A 14,500-nucleotide genomic window follows, 5' to 3' on the forward strand; every position below is an offset into this window, starting at 1 on the left:
CATAAATCAATCTTATTCAGCCGGTGGCGTGATATCCGCGCCAAACCATTTCATGGAAATGCTGCTTAAAGTGCCGTCTTTCTGCATTTCAGTCAAAGCTTTGTCAATAGCTTCTTTTAAATCCGTATCTTCCTTGCGGATTCCGATGGCGTAAGTATCATCAACCAGACGCCCCGGAAGCACTTTATAAACATCGGGCTTTTTACTTACAAAATGGGCAGCTGTAGTTAAATCCACAACTATAACGTCCACACGGCCGATGGCCAGGTCTTGAAATGCCTGGGGATACTGGTCGTACAGCACCACGTCTTTCAGACCCAGTTTTTGGGTAGCTTCGTAACCGGAACTGCCGGTCTGGGTGGCTACCTTTTTGCCTTTCAGGTCTTCAGCGGTTTTGATGGTAGTGTTGTCTTTCTTAACTACCATTCCTATCCCGGCATTGACGTAGACTTTAGAGAAATCAATTTCCTTTTTACGCTCTTCAGTCACGCTCATCCCGGAAATGATAACGTCAAACTTCTTGGAGTTCAGGGAGCCCAAAACGCCTTCCCACTCGGTAGGCTGCCACTTGATTTTTACGCCCAGGCGTTTAGCCAGTTCTTCGCCCATATCAATATCAAAACCAACTAACTTATTGGTCCCTTCTTCACGATACCCCATGGGCGCAAAGGTATCATCCAAACCGGCAACTATTTCGCCTTTCTCCTGGATTTGCTCCCAGGTTGTTTTTTCCGCCTGCTGGTTTGCTTCGGGCTTGTCCGCCGGCTTTTCGCCGCCGCAGCCTGCTGCTAACAGCGCTAATCCCAATACCAGCACTGTAAGCCATAAGTATTTCTTGTTCAACATTTTCTTTTCCTCCCCCAACAGATCTGGTTATACATTACTCTAACAGTTTAACTAATTAAAGCGTTAAAAGTCAATACCTAAAATTGGAAGAAAAAAGAGATAAGCCCCGCCACGTACGGCGGGGCCACTGCTTTTATTCTTTTTTCTCGGCTCCGGTTTCTGTGCCGGCAGCTTCTTGTTTAGCCTTAACAGCATTTTCCGCGGTCATGGGCGCCGGGGTCTGCCAGCTGGGAGCTGCTACGCCGGTCTGAGCTTCGATGGCCTTAAGCTTAGCCTGGGTAGCCAGGTCCAGGGATTTATTTAAACTCTCCATGGTCAATTGGGGATTATGGAAGCCCATGGAGTTTTCAGCGCCGACCCAGTCAATGTAAAACTGTGCTTTGCGCTGCAATTTCCTGGCCTCTTCCAGCGCAGCAGGGTTCGCGCCAGCCTTGGCGGCTGCCTCGATGGCATGAATTGCTTCCACGTTAATGTTGCCTACTTTAGCCATCATATTGGCTGTCTTATCCTGAGTATAGAAAACGCGCTGCTTAAGCCACTCCGGATCTTCCCGGTGACAAGTCATGCAGCTTTCCTCAATATGCTTCAAGGGGCTGGTCCACCAGTGGGAAGAGATCTTCTCACCGCCTTCCATTTTATAAGGCATATGGCAGTCAGCACAGGCGAGCCCTGCGGCCTGGTGCACGCTGCCCTGGAATGTCTCAAACTCGGGGTGCTGTACTTTAATCTCTCCCGTCCCCGCTTTCGGGTGCTCCCAGTCTACAAAGTTCTGTTCTTCGTAATAGGCGAGAATATCATCCGGCGTAAAACCTTTATCCCAGGGGAAAGTCACCACTTTTTTGTCCCCGGCAAAGTAATATTCCACATGGCACTGGGCGCAGACATATGTGCGCATTTCCTGGTGGCTGAGCTTATCCGGGTCCTTGCCGAGCCTGGTAAGGGTATTCCGCAAGGGCGGCTGGGTGATAACCAGGTTCATGGTCTTAGGATCATGGCAGTTGGCACAGGTAATAGGTTCTTGCATCTTGGACGTTAACTCATGGAAATTGGTTGCGTAATAGCTGTCTCCCATCTCCTTAACCAGTCCGGGGACGTTGGCGCTTTTACAAGTCCAACAGGAAGCAATGCTCTTTTCGTTGATCCGCTTAATCTTTTTGACATCGGTCAGAGTATAGACGTGGCCCCTGTCCTCATTGTATTCTTTGGAAAAACCGTAACCGGCAAACAGTTCCTTCAAAAAAGGCCACTGGGTCAGTTTGTCGTATTCCTCGGAACCTCCGTACTTCGTCCCTTGGTTGGACATCTCGCTGTTCTTTTTATAGCTGTCGAACTGTTTTGGATAGTATTTACCGAATTCCTCCGCCGACAGTGTCCCCTCGGGGATATCGGCGCGGAAAGAGACAGCCTGTTCATTGTTAGCGCCGCAGCCCGCTGCCACCAGCACCAGCAGCAGGGCAGCCAAACCCAGCAGTAACTTATATTTTTTCATTTAATATAACACTTCCTTTCTACTATCTGAAGTTGCTGTGCGGTGTATAGCGGTGACAATCGGAACAGCTGCGTGTGGGGTCCATCCGCACGTTCCTGGTTACCTCCCCATGGCACCGAATGCAGTTTTGTTGGACTATTGCTTCATCTGCAGTGGCGATGCGGATCCGGGGCGGAATATCCCCGAAAGTGTTGTTGACTAAGTGTTTGACACCGGAAGTTACTTTGGAATAAGTCTTTGTCAAGTAATTGCGCTGGTCCGTATGGCAGCCGTTGCAATCCACTATTTCCCGGTGGGAAGAATGGCTCCAGGTGCCATAGGCGGGCTGCATTACGTGACATGAAACGCAAAAACTTGCATCTTTGGTAATGCTGTGCACACTGTCGACACCAATCAACGCCACCAAAAACAGGCCGGCCAAAACCGCGAGCAAAAGCGGCCTTTTAAACCGGGGCTCCATTTTTTCTACAGTGCCGGTCTTCATGGCTTCCCCCCTTTCAACTTGTTCTTGTTAAACCCTTGCCTAACCTAATATCAGAAGTAATTGAATTAGTGCACACGAGTACTTGTGTCAGTGGCTAAAAGCCTTTAATTTGTTGCCTGGCCGTCTCAGTTAATTCAATAGTCGCCATACCCGGCAAATAGGCATTTAAATTTGGTAAAGATTCATGCAAGCCCGTTTTCCATAAAAAAAATGCTTGTTACTATAGTAGCAAGCATTTCTTAATCACCTTTTATTAAATTCTTAACGGATCTATTTATTTTCTTAACAATTTATTAACAGCGCCCTGTCTCTAATCCTGCATAAACTTATAGCCTACACCCCATACTGTACGAAGATAGCGGGGTTTGGCCGGATCTTCCTCAATCTTGGCCCTGATTTTACGGATAAAAACGGTAATAGTCCCGGGATCTGCCACATAATCTTCATCCCACAGGTTTTTAAACAACTGTTCCCTGGTGAATACCTGGCCGGGGTGATTGGCAAGAAAACAAAGCAGATCGAATTCTTTGGCAGTCAGGTCAACTTTAACCCCCCGCACAATAACTTCCCTGGTTTTACAGTCGATAATTAAATCTTTGCTGCGGAAGGAACATTCCCTGGAGGACCCAGGTTTTTCCGGCTTTCTGCTGCGCCGGATCAGGGCCTTAACCCGTAAAGTCAACTCTACCGGACTAAAAGGTTTGGTAAGGTAGTCGTCGGCGCCCAGGTTAAAACCCACACTCTTATCTACGATATCGCTTTTGGCCGATAAGAAGATGATGGGGGTACTAAAATCGTCGCGAATTAAGCGGCATAATTCAAAGCCATCTTTTTCGGGCAGCATCACATCTAAAATCACCAGTTCCGGCTGCTCCTTTTGAAATATTGCCCAGCCTTCTTCTCCGTCAGCGGCGCATAATACTTGAAACCCTTCTTTGCTTAGGGCCTGCTCCACCACCCTCCGGATGCTTTCCTCATCATCCACCAGTAAAATCCGTATTGGTTCAACCATCTTTACCCTCCTCAAGGCTGGCAGCCACAGGGAGGCCTACCGTAAAAGCGCTTCCCTCTTCCGGTCGGCTGCTGACTCTGATCCAGCCCCCATGCATTTCCACCAATTCTTTAGCCAGGGCGAGACCCAACCCCGTTCCCCGGTAGCGCCGGGAATTTGAATTGTCCACCTGAACAAAACGTTCAAAAATGCGCTCTTGATCTTCTTCCTTAATGCCTATGCCTGTATCGTTTACTTCAACCAAAACGGTTTGGGTTTCCCGGTCGAAATCAACTTTAATTTCTACCTTGCCGCCCTGGGGCGTAAACTTGACCGCGTTGCCGGCCAGGTTTTCCACTACCCGGTGTATTTTTTCCGGATCGGCTTTCAATAAAGGAATTTCTTCCATAAATCTCGTTTTAAAATCTATACCCTTTTTCATGGCCAGCGGGGCAATGACCCTTTCCACAGAGCCGATCACGTCCACCATATCTACAGTTTCCAGGTTGAGTTGATAACGCCCCGCCTCGATTTTGGCCAGGTCCAGCAGGTTGTTGATGAGGTTCAGCAAGTTTTCACCGTTGACCTTGATCTCCTGCAGGTTTTGGCGGGATAGTCCGTCTTCCGGATCCATATTTTCCAATAAAAGCTCGGTAAAAGCGATGATTGAGGTCAGGGGGGTACGCAGTTCATGACTCATTGTGGCCAAAAAGCGGGACTTATGCTCATTGGCCTGGGCCAGTTGCAGGTTGGCTTTCTCCAATTCCTGCTGTTTTGCTTTTAAAACTTCGTTTGCCAGCTGCAGCTCTCTTGTTCTTGTTTCCACCTGTTGCTCCATGTTGCCGTAGAGATTGCTCAACTGGAGGGCCATATCCTGAAACTGCATGGCCAGTTCTTTTATTTCGCCTACTGCTTTAACGTTTGTAAGGTCCACATTAAGGTTGCCGGAGCCCATTTCTGCCGCAGCCTTTTTAAGCTGACTTAAAGGGCTGGCCACCAAACGGTTCAGTAAAACATAAATGGCAGCCAGGGTAACTCCCAATAACACAAAAATAAAGCCAAAATGCCTGAGCATATCGGAGCGGAGGTTGGAAATAAAAATGTCCATCGGCACGGTAATGCTGATGGCCCCCGCCAGCCCTCCGTATTTATAACCTTCTTTGGGATAGCCGGCGATATCGGTACTACCTGCCGGTTCCCCGTGGCAGGGCAGGCATGATTCGTTAACTCTGAGCGGGACGATATAGCGGAATACCTTTCTGCCGTTCAGGGTATCCTCACCCCATACCTCTTGCAGCGCAGGGTCCGCCTGAAATTTATATAAGGCCTGTTTTTCGTATTCATCCGGGGCATTTTTGGGGTTTCGCACCTCTAATCTGGTTTGTTTAATGCCATATTCGGTCCACGAGGCAAAAATATCCCCCAAACCTCGTCCCACAGCCGCCGGATTCAAGCCTTTAAATTCAAAGTGCCCTTGGGAATCAAAGTTGATCCGGTCTTGCTTTTGCGCAATAAATTCCCTGGTGGCCAAGAGCTGTTTTGTAATTACCTGTGCCTTTTCCCGCAATTCTTGATAAGACTGTCGTTTTTGTTCATAATAATCCCAGGTAAAATTTACCGTCATGATCAGCACAATAGCAACAGTAGTAGCAAACATGAAGCGGTAGTTCAGGTTCTGTTTAAACACAGGCTTCCACCAACTTGTGTATATTTTCACATTCTGATAATGACAAACACTCCGATTACTAAATAAGATATTCGACAGCTTTTGTCCATTTCCTGTAAAAGGGAGGCAGAAAAAAGAAGCGGTCTTACCCAGACCGCCGCTTCAACTTGCCTAATAATTGTGGCATAGACTTATGCGCCTTTTTTAAGATATTTCTCCTCAATCAGGTCCACAATTCCCACTGCGTCATTCAAATCATAACAGGGTACCTCCAGGTCAAAGGGCACATCGCTGGCAATAGCCAGCAGTTCTTCCGGTGTGCAGAGCAGGCCCTGCTTGCCGCTGCCGGAACGAAACACCTCGATTTTTGCTTTGTCGGCTCTTTTGTAGCCCTCGGTCAAGATAATGTCAACGCCCGGCAGCATTTCCGCCAGCTCATCCAGCGATTTCTCCCCTTCTGTTTTGGTAATAATGGCAAATTTGCTGGCCGAGGAAATTACAACTACATCAGACCCGGCCTGAGCATGGCGCCATGTATCCTTACCCGGGTGGTCAATCTCAAAATTATGGGCGTCATGTTTAATGGTAGCCACCCGGTAACCGCGCCGTTTCAGTTCAGGCAGCAGTTTTTCCAAGAGAGTGGTTTTACCCACATCCGATTTTCCTACTACAGAGATAATGGGAATCAAATCAATTCACCTCATCCGTCAGCAAAATAACTTGAACCTCTTGGCCGGCCTTTAAAGGCGGACTGTCGGCAGGCACATCCACCAGTGCATTGCAGTACACAATAGACTTCAATACCCCTGGCGTTTGCTTGCCGGCCAGCCGCACCTTATAGAGACCTTCCTCGTAGGACGCTGCTGCCCTTAAAAACCGCCTGGGGCCTCCCCCCTTGCTGAAATCGTCAACCATAATGCCTGTCACTTGGGGACGCTGCCATTTTTCCCTGCCCTGAAGCTTTAAGATCAGCGGTCGTACCAAAAGCTCAAAAGTAATGGAGGCGGCTGCTGGATTACCGGACAAACCCACAAGCAGCTTCCCGTTTTTTTGTGCGGCCAGCGCCGGTGTACCGGGCTTAATGGCAATTCGCCTGAATAACACTTCCGCTTCCATACTGCAAAAAGCAGCGTACATCAAGTCGTAGTCACCAACTGAGGCACCTCCTGTAGAAATGACCAGATCGGCCTCCTCAAGCCCACTCCTTAACCCTGCAGCAATTTTTTCCAGCCTGTCGGGCACTGTTCCCAAGAGCACCGGCTCGCCGCCGGCAGCAATTATGGAAGCGCTAAGGCTGTACAGGTTGCTGTTATAGATTTTCCCCGGGAGGAGACTCTTTTCCACATCCATCAATTCTTCGCCGGTACAAAGTACAGCCACCCGAGGCTTCCTGGAGACCGGCACGCGGGAAACCCCAAGGGCAGCCAGCATGCCTACCGCTCCGGAGTGCAGGACCATGCCTCTTGTCAACACCCTTTCCCCGGCCCGGACATCCTCTCCGGCCCGGGCAATATTGCTGTCCGGAGCAATGGGCTGGTAGATCCGGACATATTCCCCGCCTTCATCCGTATCCTCTTTTTTCACCACCGCATTGGCGCCGTCAGGTATGGGGGCCCCGGTCATAATCTTCACTGCCGTACCCGGTGCAAGGGGAGCGGGCAAAACGAAACCTGCAGGGACCTCGGCAATAACTTTCAGGTTTGCAGGTTTGAGCCGGGAAGCTTGGAAGGTATCTTCGGCCCGAAGGGCAAAACCGTCAAGAGGTGAACGGGCAAACGGAGGAATGTTGTCCCGGGCATATACATCCTGGGCCAAGACCCGCCCTATAGCCTCTAGCAGACAAACCTCCTCCGCCACAAGAGGCGAAATGCGGGAAAGCAGGATTTCCTGAGCTTCACCGAGCGATACATTGCATTGCATAAAAAAACCTCCCTAGATATTTCGGCTAATGGGTGCCGTCAGTTATACCATTCTTTTGGCAGCTTCCAGGTCCTCTGGGGTATTGACATTTAGAAACACTTTCTTTAAATCGGCATACCGGGCCAAGGTTAGTTCGTCCACCACACGGACATTAACTTCCGGGTAGAATTCTATAATCTTGTAAATTTGCTGTTCCAGACATTTTTCGATATAAGGAATGCAGCTTTTACCGTAAACTGCATAAAGGGGCTCGTAGTGCTGTCCCACCTTGGGGACAACCACATCGTGCCCTTGAGCCAGCCCTACCAAAAATCGGGCCAGCTTTAAGTCTACGAAAGGCATGTCGCAGGCAACGATAAAGCTATAGTCAAAGCTTGCGGCTTTCAGCCCGGCATGGATGCCTGACAAGGGCCCGTTGCGGGGAATTAGATCCGTGACAACACTGGCTTCCAGAAAAGCGTAAGCCTCAGGGTCATTGGTGACAATGATCACTTCCGGAAACACCTGGTGCATTTTCTGCACCAGGGTTTCAATTAAAGTTAAATTTTCCACAGTTAGAAAAGCCTTGTTTTTTTTCATACGGGAACTGCGGCCCCCGGAAAGAATGATAGCACTGCAGTTTAACACATCCTCACCCCAGTCCGAGATAGTGGTTAACCTCCCTACAGCCACAAGTCGTTATTCAAGCTCGTAAACAGTTTTTCCTGTTCTTGTTGCGCTTGGCATTTTTGGCACAAAGCAGCACCTTCAGGCACCGGTTCACCGCATGCGGGGCAGGGCAAGAGCTTACTTTCCTTGAGCAATGAGGTGCAATCCCATTGCTCAAGAGTCTGCAACTCCTCACGTTCAAGGTGGGGACAAACAGCGGTGCAGATTCCACAGTCAATACACTTTACGGGTTCGAAAAAGAGTTGCAAAGAACTTTCCGCAGCAGCAATTCGCAATGCACCCGTGGGGCAAAGGGCGGTGCACCTGTCGCAGAAGTTGCAGTCCTCTTTGACATTTATTGTACATAAACGCAGCAAGCGAGCCAACTGTGGGGATAAATTTTGCGCGCGCAATTCAGGATTTTTTTGCAGCAAATTTTTGAGATAGACCCTTTTCGGGGAAAGGGGCACTTTGTTTTGTAAGGAAATTTCACTGCTTGAGTCTGAATCGGAAAGCAGGGAGCGGACTTTTACAGTTAATTGCTTTTTGGTAAAAGCAAAAAAATCCCTGCGCGAAAAATCTCTGGGCTTGTTTTTTTTCAGCTCAGGGCGGTGAATAATCTCCACTTGAAACCTGTTCCCGCTAAAACAGTTCCACTGGGCAACCCAGCCGCGCAATTTTTCCTGATGGAATGAGAAATTGCAGGACTGACAACACTCAGGCTGCCAATAGATTTGCACCGGTATATTCCGCAAAAATGCCGGCATTAAAATTTCCGGTGAAAGGGCCTCCAGGCAGGGGACTATCACATCGCTCTCCGGGGCAGCCTGCTTTTGGCAGCTGAAACAAGCTGTTTCCTTGCCAAGCAGCGCCTGTTCAACCTTCTGCAGTTGTTCCGCTTCCAGGCGAAAAACCTGGGTCGGACAAAGATAGCAGCACAGCCCGCACTCCGTACACTTGGACTTGTCCCACTGAAGAGAGTGAGCTTCTGTTTTAAGCGCCTTAGCCGGGCAGGCATCGCTGCAGAGCCGGCAATCATGATGCTTGTAACGCTCCCGCAGGCAATAGGCCTGTTCCACCTGTAAGGAAAATTTATGCAAAGTTTTCTGAAATAAAGACTGCCACATGTCGATTTCTCCCCTACTGCTTTTTTCAAGCTCCGCAGTTCGTTCCAGAGTTTTTGTATTTTCCCTGGAACTCTCTACACAAATTATATCAGTTTCCGTGCCGGAAACAAAAGACGGTAAAGAATTGCTGTACTATTGCTCATGTGGCAAAAAAAGAACTATCTTCCGCCGAAATGGCTAAAGCAGTTTTTTTAGTCCATTAATACGATCAGCTTCCAGATTAATATATGCCGCCGTTATTTTTGACAACCCTTTATAGTAGCTCAGGTTGGTCTCCCGCTCTACATCTTTACAAAATTCAGGCAGCCATAATTCAATATGCTCTTTTAAGAACATCTCCTGTAAATCCTGCCAGTTCCTGGCTCCTTCCCTATCTTTTGCGAGATACTGTTCTGCCTCCTGACCGATGAGGTAACTCATAAACTCCAGTTCTACACAATGATAGTCTGGCAACTGTTTTGTGCCGACATCTAATCCTGCTTTTTGATATAGTTTCCGCACCTCTAGCGTACTTTCCCCCATCAAATTGCCGAAACTCCCATCTTCCTGTTTTTCCCGGTAAGCAGACTCATAGGGTGGACAAGGGAACCAGCCGGGCCCGATAAACAAGCGGGCATACTCCACCCGCCAATCTGTCAAGGACTTTTCCCTCTCCTCATTTAACTCCATTAACACCAGGTCGAGAAAGCCGGACATAAGCCGTAATCCTTCTTGGAATTCGGTTAAACGCGGATTCATCCTGTCAAGGCTAAACTGTAATTGTGTCAAGGCACCACCGGCACCGAAGAAATCCTCCAGCAGCTCCCGGTCCGGTTCATCCCACATTCTTGACAACACGGAATACGTAGCCCTACGGTTAAGAGCCATTTCCTTCAACCCGTTCAAAACCGTATCGGTCAGTTTAGGTTGCATTGACCGTACCTCCCCGCGCGGGCAAAGTTTCTGCAGTCTGCGCCGGTGTCAAGAAAAAATAGGTCCCCACAGTAAAGATGAGCGCGCCGAAAGCACAAATACCCATCACAATAGCTAATTCCACCCAGGTCGGCGCATAGCTCCCCACGGTGGCCCAGATGCCAGGTGTCGCCGCTTGACCAAATGTCTCCGGGATCTGATATGATCCGAGGGTTACCCCAGGAGCAAATCCGATCAAGGGCAATAGGAACGAGGAGAACAGCAGCCAAACGCGTTTAAATAAAACGCCAACCACCACGAGAGCTGAAGCCAGTACCATCAGGCTGCTCTTCAACCTGTTCTTGGGCCAAACCAGGATCAAGAAAGGGACGACTGCCCCCAGGATAATTTCACCCCAGAAGAAAGGCGCCAGATTCCCGGAGAGTATCAGCTGCAAATACCCCATTAGGTGTTCCTCGCCAGGATACAGACCCGTCAAGATCTCTGAGAAAACAAAGTAAACGTCTACAGCGATGAATACCGCCAATAACCCGCCCAGGGTGGAGAGCAGTTTCTTTTCCACCTTGAATGAAGTGAACTTATTCAGTCCTATCAGTACGATCAGCAGTAGGGCCAGTCCGGAATCCAGGGCTGAAGCTACAAAGATAGGGGCCATCAAGGCGCTGTGCCAAGTGGGCCTTGCAATCTGCAGCCCAAAGATCCAGGCAGTAACCGAGTGCACCAAAATAGCGACAGGCAAAGCGATAGCTGACAACACCCTGAGGTTTCCTGGGCTGGGCTCTGCTCTAGTCATGCTATAAAGATATACCAGAGAAGTTACTAAATAAATGCCAATTACGATCACGTCCCAAATAAGCGGCGAATTGAATTGGGGATGAAAAAACAGGTTCAAAAACCGCTCGGGACGCCCGAGGTCCACAAGGATCAACAGGGTCGCCACAATAATACAGGTGCTGGAAAGCAACACTGCGGGTTTAGCCACCGGTTTGAACTGTTTGAGGTCAAAGACTGTCGCCGAAGAAGAGACAATCAGCCCTCCAGCCGAGAGCCCTACAAAAAACATAAAAAGCGTGATATAAAGTCCCCAGGAAACAATATTGCGCATCCCGGTAGCGCTTAACCCGTTGGCAAGCTGATAAACCCACGCTCCAAGGCCAACCAGGGTGAGCATCGTCAGAATTATCGTCCAGGTGTTCACATATCTTTTGTTCAGCACGGCAAATCTGCCTCCTTTCTAGCGCACATAATATACCTGCGGTTTTGTTCCTTTATTTTCCAATAACTGCTCGCCTTTTCTGGTGCGCACGAGCTGCGCAACCTCGCTGGTCGAATCGTTCAGATCGCCGAAATGCCTGGCGCGTGCTGGACAAACCTCCACGCAAAAAGGCTGTTCCCCTTTATTCACCCGCTGTTCGCAGAAAGAACATTTTTCCACAACCCCACGCCTGCGTTTCGGAGTATCCGCCGAACCATAGTCAAAATCAGGGATGCGGACGGGTTCTTGCCAGTTAAAGACCCGGACGCTGTAAGGGCAAGCCGCCATACAGTAACGGCATCCAATGCAGCGTTCATAGTCAATCAACACCCTTCCGTCTTCGGACTTATAGGTCGCCGCGACCGGGCACACTTTGACGCAGGGTGCATTCTCACAGTGCTGACAGGCTAGCGGGAGGTACCCCCTTTGTACATTAGGATATTCCCCCTTGGGAGTATCCATATATTTTCCACCTTCGGTAAGGATTCTGTTCCAATACATGCCCATCGGCACATCATTCTCCAATTTGCAGGCAATTTCACAGGTGTGGCAACCGATACATCTTTTTAAATCTATGACCATACAATATTTCTTGGTCAACTTAATTCACCCCCAGTAAACTTCCGTAAACCTACACGTACATCGAAAAACGAATAATTGAAAATACCGTCCTTATACTGCGAGTGAGTTAATTCCTGATGGTGTCCTGCGGGGTAGCGCCACCAGCCCTGTTGGATATGGACTACTCCAGGACGAATGGATTCATTATAACGACATTTCAAAACTACGTGGCCCCTGTCGTTGTAAACCTCTACCATGTCCCCGTCAGCAATACCATTTGCAACAGCATCTTTGGGATTGAGGTCGGCAACAGGTTCCGGGTTTAGCTCTCTCAACCACGGTTGATTTTCATACTGGGAATGGATTCTGAATTTCTCATGTCTGGTCAACAGGACAAAAGGATACTTTTCTGCCAGCTTACTATCCGGCCCGGCCTCTAGGGGCCATTTAAAGGTCGGTAATTCTTCTCCCTGGGGAGCCATTTTTTCCAGATAAAATTCGACTTTGCCGCTCTCCGTTTTGAATTTGCCGTCCTGCCAGGGAATATATGGCTTCGGCAGAAAGCGCACCGCCTGTTCCTGGCGGATCTTATCAAAAGTGATCCCTTGCTGCTTCAGAATTGGCATATCAAACCACTCCTTGCTGGCCTGCAGCCCTTCCGGGAAGTACTTGCCCAATCCCATTTTCCCGGCTATGCCCTGGTAGATTTCCCAGTCCGGCTTTGCTTCCAACAAAGGCTCCACGGCCCTGTGCCTGTAGAGTACGTAAGGTATATCTCCGGCAAGTACAGGTTCTTCGGTTTCGTAATAGTGGGCCGCAGGCAGGACAATATCAGCATAGTCCATAGTATTATTCATAAACTGATCTACGGCAACCACGAATTCCAGCTTTGGCCATACTTCTTTTAACCACTTGTTGCGATCGGTGGTCTGCACCAGGAGATTGGAACAGGTAATGTAAATGGCTTTAACCGGGTAGGGGTCCTGTTTGATAATAGTTTCCTGCAATTGGATCAGTGGCAGCACCGCGGGAAAGGTTCCTGCAGGGAACAACCAGCTAGTGTTATACACCATGGGATCAAAACCGTAAAAAGACATCCCCACTATATTGCCGGACTTACCTATATTGCCTGTCAAGGCCAGCAATGTAGCCATAGACTGGCCTAACAGGTTGGCATGGTGATAGCGGTCCGCGCCAAAACCATACTTAATCCCGCCCGGCTTATTGGCGGCCAACAGATGCGCAACTTCCACAACCATGCTGGCCGGGACCTCGGTTAGTTCTGCCACTTTGTCAGGGGTATAATCCTTGACCTTTTCCCACAACAACGAATAGGCAGTGGTGCAAACCACACCGTCCACTTGGTATGTCCCTTCCAGTGCAGGGGAAATTCCAAGGGAATCATGGGCTTTGGCACTTTGTGAAAATGAATCCCAAACCAGGGGTTTTTTCCCTGCCCTGGCAAACTGTTTGTTGTCGCTCCTTACCAGAAACGGCGCACATGTACGGTGCAATACAAAATCTTTGTCCACCAGCCCTTGCACCATGATTTCCCGCAACAGGCCCAAGGCAAAAGCCGTGTCACTGGCGGGACGCAGGTTCACCCAGATGTCCGCCTTCTGCGCGGTAGCCGTAAAAATGGGATCGATCACGATTAACCGCGCTCCCTTTTCTTTTGCTTCCTGGATAAAGTGCCACTCGTTAATTTGGGATTCGGCGCAGGAACTGCCCCATAAAATAATAGTCCTGGCGTTGACCCAGTCTGAACTCTCATTGGAAAAGGCGTCAAAGATTCCCGTTCCAATGGTTGGAGCAAATCCGGCGGGTATAGAACTGTCAACACTACCCGAAGCATGAACCGCCTCTAAAACGCCGGAAAAGCGGTACTGTCCCCCGTATCCGCCGTTTAATACCCCGTAGTTCCCTGATTGCCCCACAACAGCTATCGATTGCTTGCCGTATTTTTCTTGAAGCTGAGAAAATTTTTCGGCGATAGTGCTAAAAGCTTCTTCCCAACTGATCTTCTCCCATTTCCCTTCACCCCGTTCTCCCGCTCTTTTCATGGGATATTTAATTCTTTCCGGGTGATGGAGGCGTTGGAGATGAGTCAGCCCCCGCAGGCAGATGCGATTATAGTCCTGCTCCGGCATCGGTGCCGGGGCGGATTTCACCACCTTGCCGGCACGAACTGTGACCAGGTGGTTGCATGTCTGCCAGCAATTAGGTGAACAGATGCTTCTAACTATATTTTCTTTGACCTCCGGTTTTGCCTGGGCGGGTTGCAGCCATTTCAGGCTGTTGTTTGCCGAAATCCCTATAAGCCCTGCCGCGCCAACCGCAGCAGTGCCCTTTAGAAAATTGCGGCGGGAAATAGTAAAGCCTTTACTTTTCTTTTCATTTTGCATCGTCTGACCTCCTCACTTGTAAAATCACTTAATTGTTGACATTGTTAACGTTGCTTGTGACTAATTTCACCTCCTCTTTCACGCTAGCCATGCTTAATAATTTAATTGGTTATTCAATTCGTTATCCATGAAAATTGGCCTTTGTAGCACTTTATAAAATAAAAAATCGGTACTTTGTTGTTTTATACAAAAGTAC

At 49.0% G+C, this 14,500-nt stretch carries 13 protein-coding genes; all 13 read right to left on the minus strand.

Annotated elements, in window-relative coordinates:
• Positions 1-12 precede the first annotated feature (12 nt).
• The 13 genes from EYS13_RS08340 to EYS13_RS08400 all read right to left on the minus strand — a co-directional run bounded on the left by EYS13_RS08340 (position 13) and on the right by EYS13_RS08400 (position 14,304).
• On the minus strand, positions 13-846 hold the full coding sequence (locus tag EYS13_RS08340) for an amino acid ABC transporter substrate-binding protein (RefSeq protein ID WP_227761736.1): 834 nt from the start codon (positions 844-846) through the stop codon (positions 13-15).
• A gap of 133 nt (positions 847-979) precedes the next feature.
• Positions 980-2,335 carry an ammonia-forming cytochrome c nitrite reductase subunit c552 gene (locus EYS13_RS08345; RefSeq protein ID WP_227761737.1) on the minus strand — a complete coding sequence of 452 codons (1,356 nt, stop codon included), beginning with the start codon at positions 2,333-2,335 and terminating at the stop codon, positions 980-982.
• A gap of 22 nt (positions 2,336-2,357) precedes the next feature.
• Entirely contained in the window at positions 2,358-2,819 is a 462-nt protein-coding gene (locus EYS13_RS08350) for a NapC/NirT family cytochrome c (RefSeq protein ID WP_227761738.1), read from the minus strand.
• 310 nt (positions 2,820-3,129) lie between these two features.
• Complete coding sequence (locus EYS13_RS08355) at positions 3,130-3,831, minus strand: response regulator transcription factor (RefSeq protein ID WP_227761740.1); 702 nt, start codon at positions 3,829-3,831, stop codon at positions 3,130-3,132.
• Positions 3,824-5,497, minus strand: a complete 1,674-nt coding sequence (locus EYS13_RS08360; RefSeq protein ID WP_227761741.1) for an ATP-binding protein — start codon at positions 5,495-5,497, stop codon at positions 3,824-3,826. The genes EYS13_RS08355 and EYS13_RS08360 overlap by 8 nt, the downstream gene beginning before the upstream one ends.
• Positions 5,498-5,667: 170 nt before the next feature.
• Complete coding sequence (gene mobB, locus EYS13_RS08365; RefSeq protein ID WP_227761742.1) at positions 5,668-6,165, minus strand: molybdopterin-guanine dinucleotide biosynthesis protein B; 498 nt, start codon at positions 6,163-6,165, stop codon at positions 5,668-5,670.
• A 1-nt stretch (position 6,166) separates the two neighbouring features.
• Positions 6,167-7,396, minus strand: coding sequence for a molybdopterin molybdotransferase MoeA (locus EYS13_RS08370; RefSeq protein ID WP_227761743.1), 1,230 nt, complete (start codon positions 7,394-7,396; stop codon positions 6,167-6,169).
• A 42-nt stretch (positions 7,397-7,438) separates the two neighbouring features.
• Complete coding sequence (gene mobA, locus EYS13_RS08375) at positions 7,439-8,068, minus strand: molybdenum cofactor guanylyltransferase (protein WP_423055270.1); 630 nt, start codon at positions 8,066-8,068, stop codon at positions 7,439-7,441.
• On the minus strand, positions 8,059-9,171 hold the full coding sequence (locus EYS13_RS08380; RefSeq protein WP_227761745.1) for a 4Fe-4S dicluster domain-containing protein: 1,113 nt from the start codon (positions 9,169-9,171) through the stop codon (positions 8,059-8,061). Before EYS13_RS08380 ends, mobA begins: the two co-directional genes overlap by 10 nt.
• Before the next feature lie 177 nt (positions 9,172-9,348).
• Positions 9,349-10,083: a TorD/DmsD family molecular chaperone gene (locus EYS13_RS08385; protein WP_227761746.1), complete on the minus strand. Its 735-nt coding sequence runs from the start codon at positions 10,081-10,083 to the stop codon at positions 9,349-9,351.
• Complete coding sequence (gene nrfD / locus EYS13_RS08390; RefSeq protein WP_227761747.1) at positions 10,073-11,299, minus strand: NrfD/PsrC family molybdoenzyme membrane anchor subunit; 1,227 nt, start codon at positions 11,297-11,299, stop codon at positions 10,073-10,075. The genes EYS13_RS08385 and nrfD overlap by 11 nt, the downstream gene beginning before the upstream one ends.
• A gap of 18 nt (positions 11,300-11,317) precedes the next feature.
• Positions 11,318-11,938: a sulfate reduction electron transfer complex DsrMKJOP subunit DsrO gene (gene dsrO / locus EYS13_RS08395; protein ID WP_227761748.1), complete on the minus strand. Its 621-nt coding sequence runs from the start codon at positions 11,936-11,938 to the stop codon at positions 11,318-11,320.
• A complete protein-coding gene (locus EYS13_RS08400; RefSeq protein WP_227761751.1) occupies positions 11,935-14,304 on the minus strand; it encodes a molybdopterin-dependent oxidoreductase in 2,370 nt (789 codons plus the stop codon). The genes dsrO and EYS13_RS08400 overlap by 4 nt, the downstream gene beginning before the upstream one ends.
• Between the last annotated feature and the right edge of the window lie 196 nt (positions 14,305-14,500).

Source organism: Zhaonella formicivorans (assembly GCF_004353525.1).
GTDB classification, from domain to species: Bacteria; Bacillota; DUOV01; order DUOV01; family Zhaonellaceae; genus Zhaonella; species Zhaonella formicivorans.

What these genes read in the sequence shown, in the direction of transcription:
- EYS13_RS08340 (WP_227761736.1), bottom strand. Translation starts at nt 846, where the DNA reads ATGTTGAACAAGAAATACTTATGGCTTACAGTGCTGGTATTGGGATTA.
- EYS13_RS08345 (WP_227761737.1), bottom strand. Translation starts at nt 2,335, where the DNA reads ATGAAAAAATATAAGTTACTGCTGGGTTTGGCTGCCCTGCTGCTGGTG.
- EYS13_RS08350 (WP_227761738.1), bottom strand. Translation starts at nt 2,819, where the DNA reads ATGAAGACCGGCACTGTAGAAAAAATGGAGCCCCGGTTTAAAAGGCCG.
- EYS13_RS08355 (WP_227761740.1), bottom strand. Translation starts at nt 3,831, where the DNA reads ATGGTTGAACCAATACGGATTTTACTGGTGGATGATGAGGAAAGCATC.
- EYS13_RS08370 (WP_227761743.1), bottom strand. Translation starts at nt 7,396, where the DNA reads ATGCAATGCAATGTATCGCTCGGTGAAGCTCAGGAAATCCTGCTTTCC.
- EYS13_RS08380 (WP_227761745.1), bottom strand. Translation starts at nt 9,171, where the DNA reads ATGTGGCAGTCTTTATTTCAGAAAACTTTGCATAAATTTTCCTTACAG.
- EYS13_RS08385 (WP_227761746.1), bottom strand. Translation starts at nt 10,083, where the DNA reads ATGCAACCTAAACTGACCGATACGGTTTTGAACGGGTTGAAGGAAATG.
- EYS13_RS08400 (WP_227761751.1), bottom strand. Translation starts at nt 14,304, where the DNA reads ATGCAAAATGAAAAGAAAAGTAAAGGCTTTACTATTTCCCGCCGCAAT.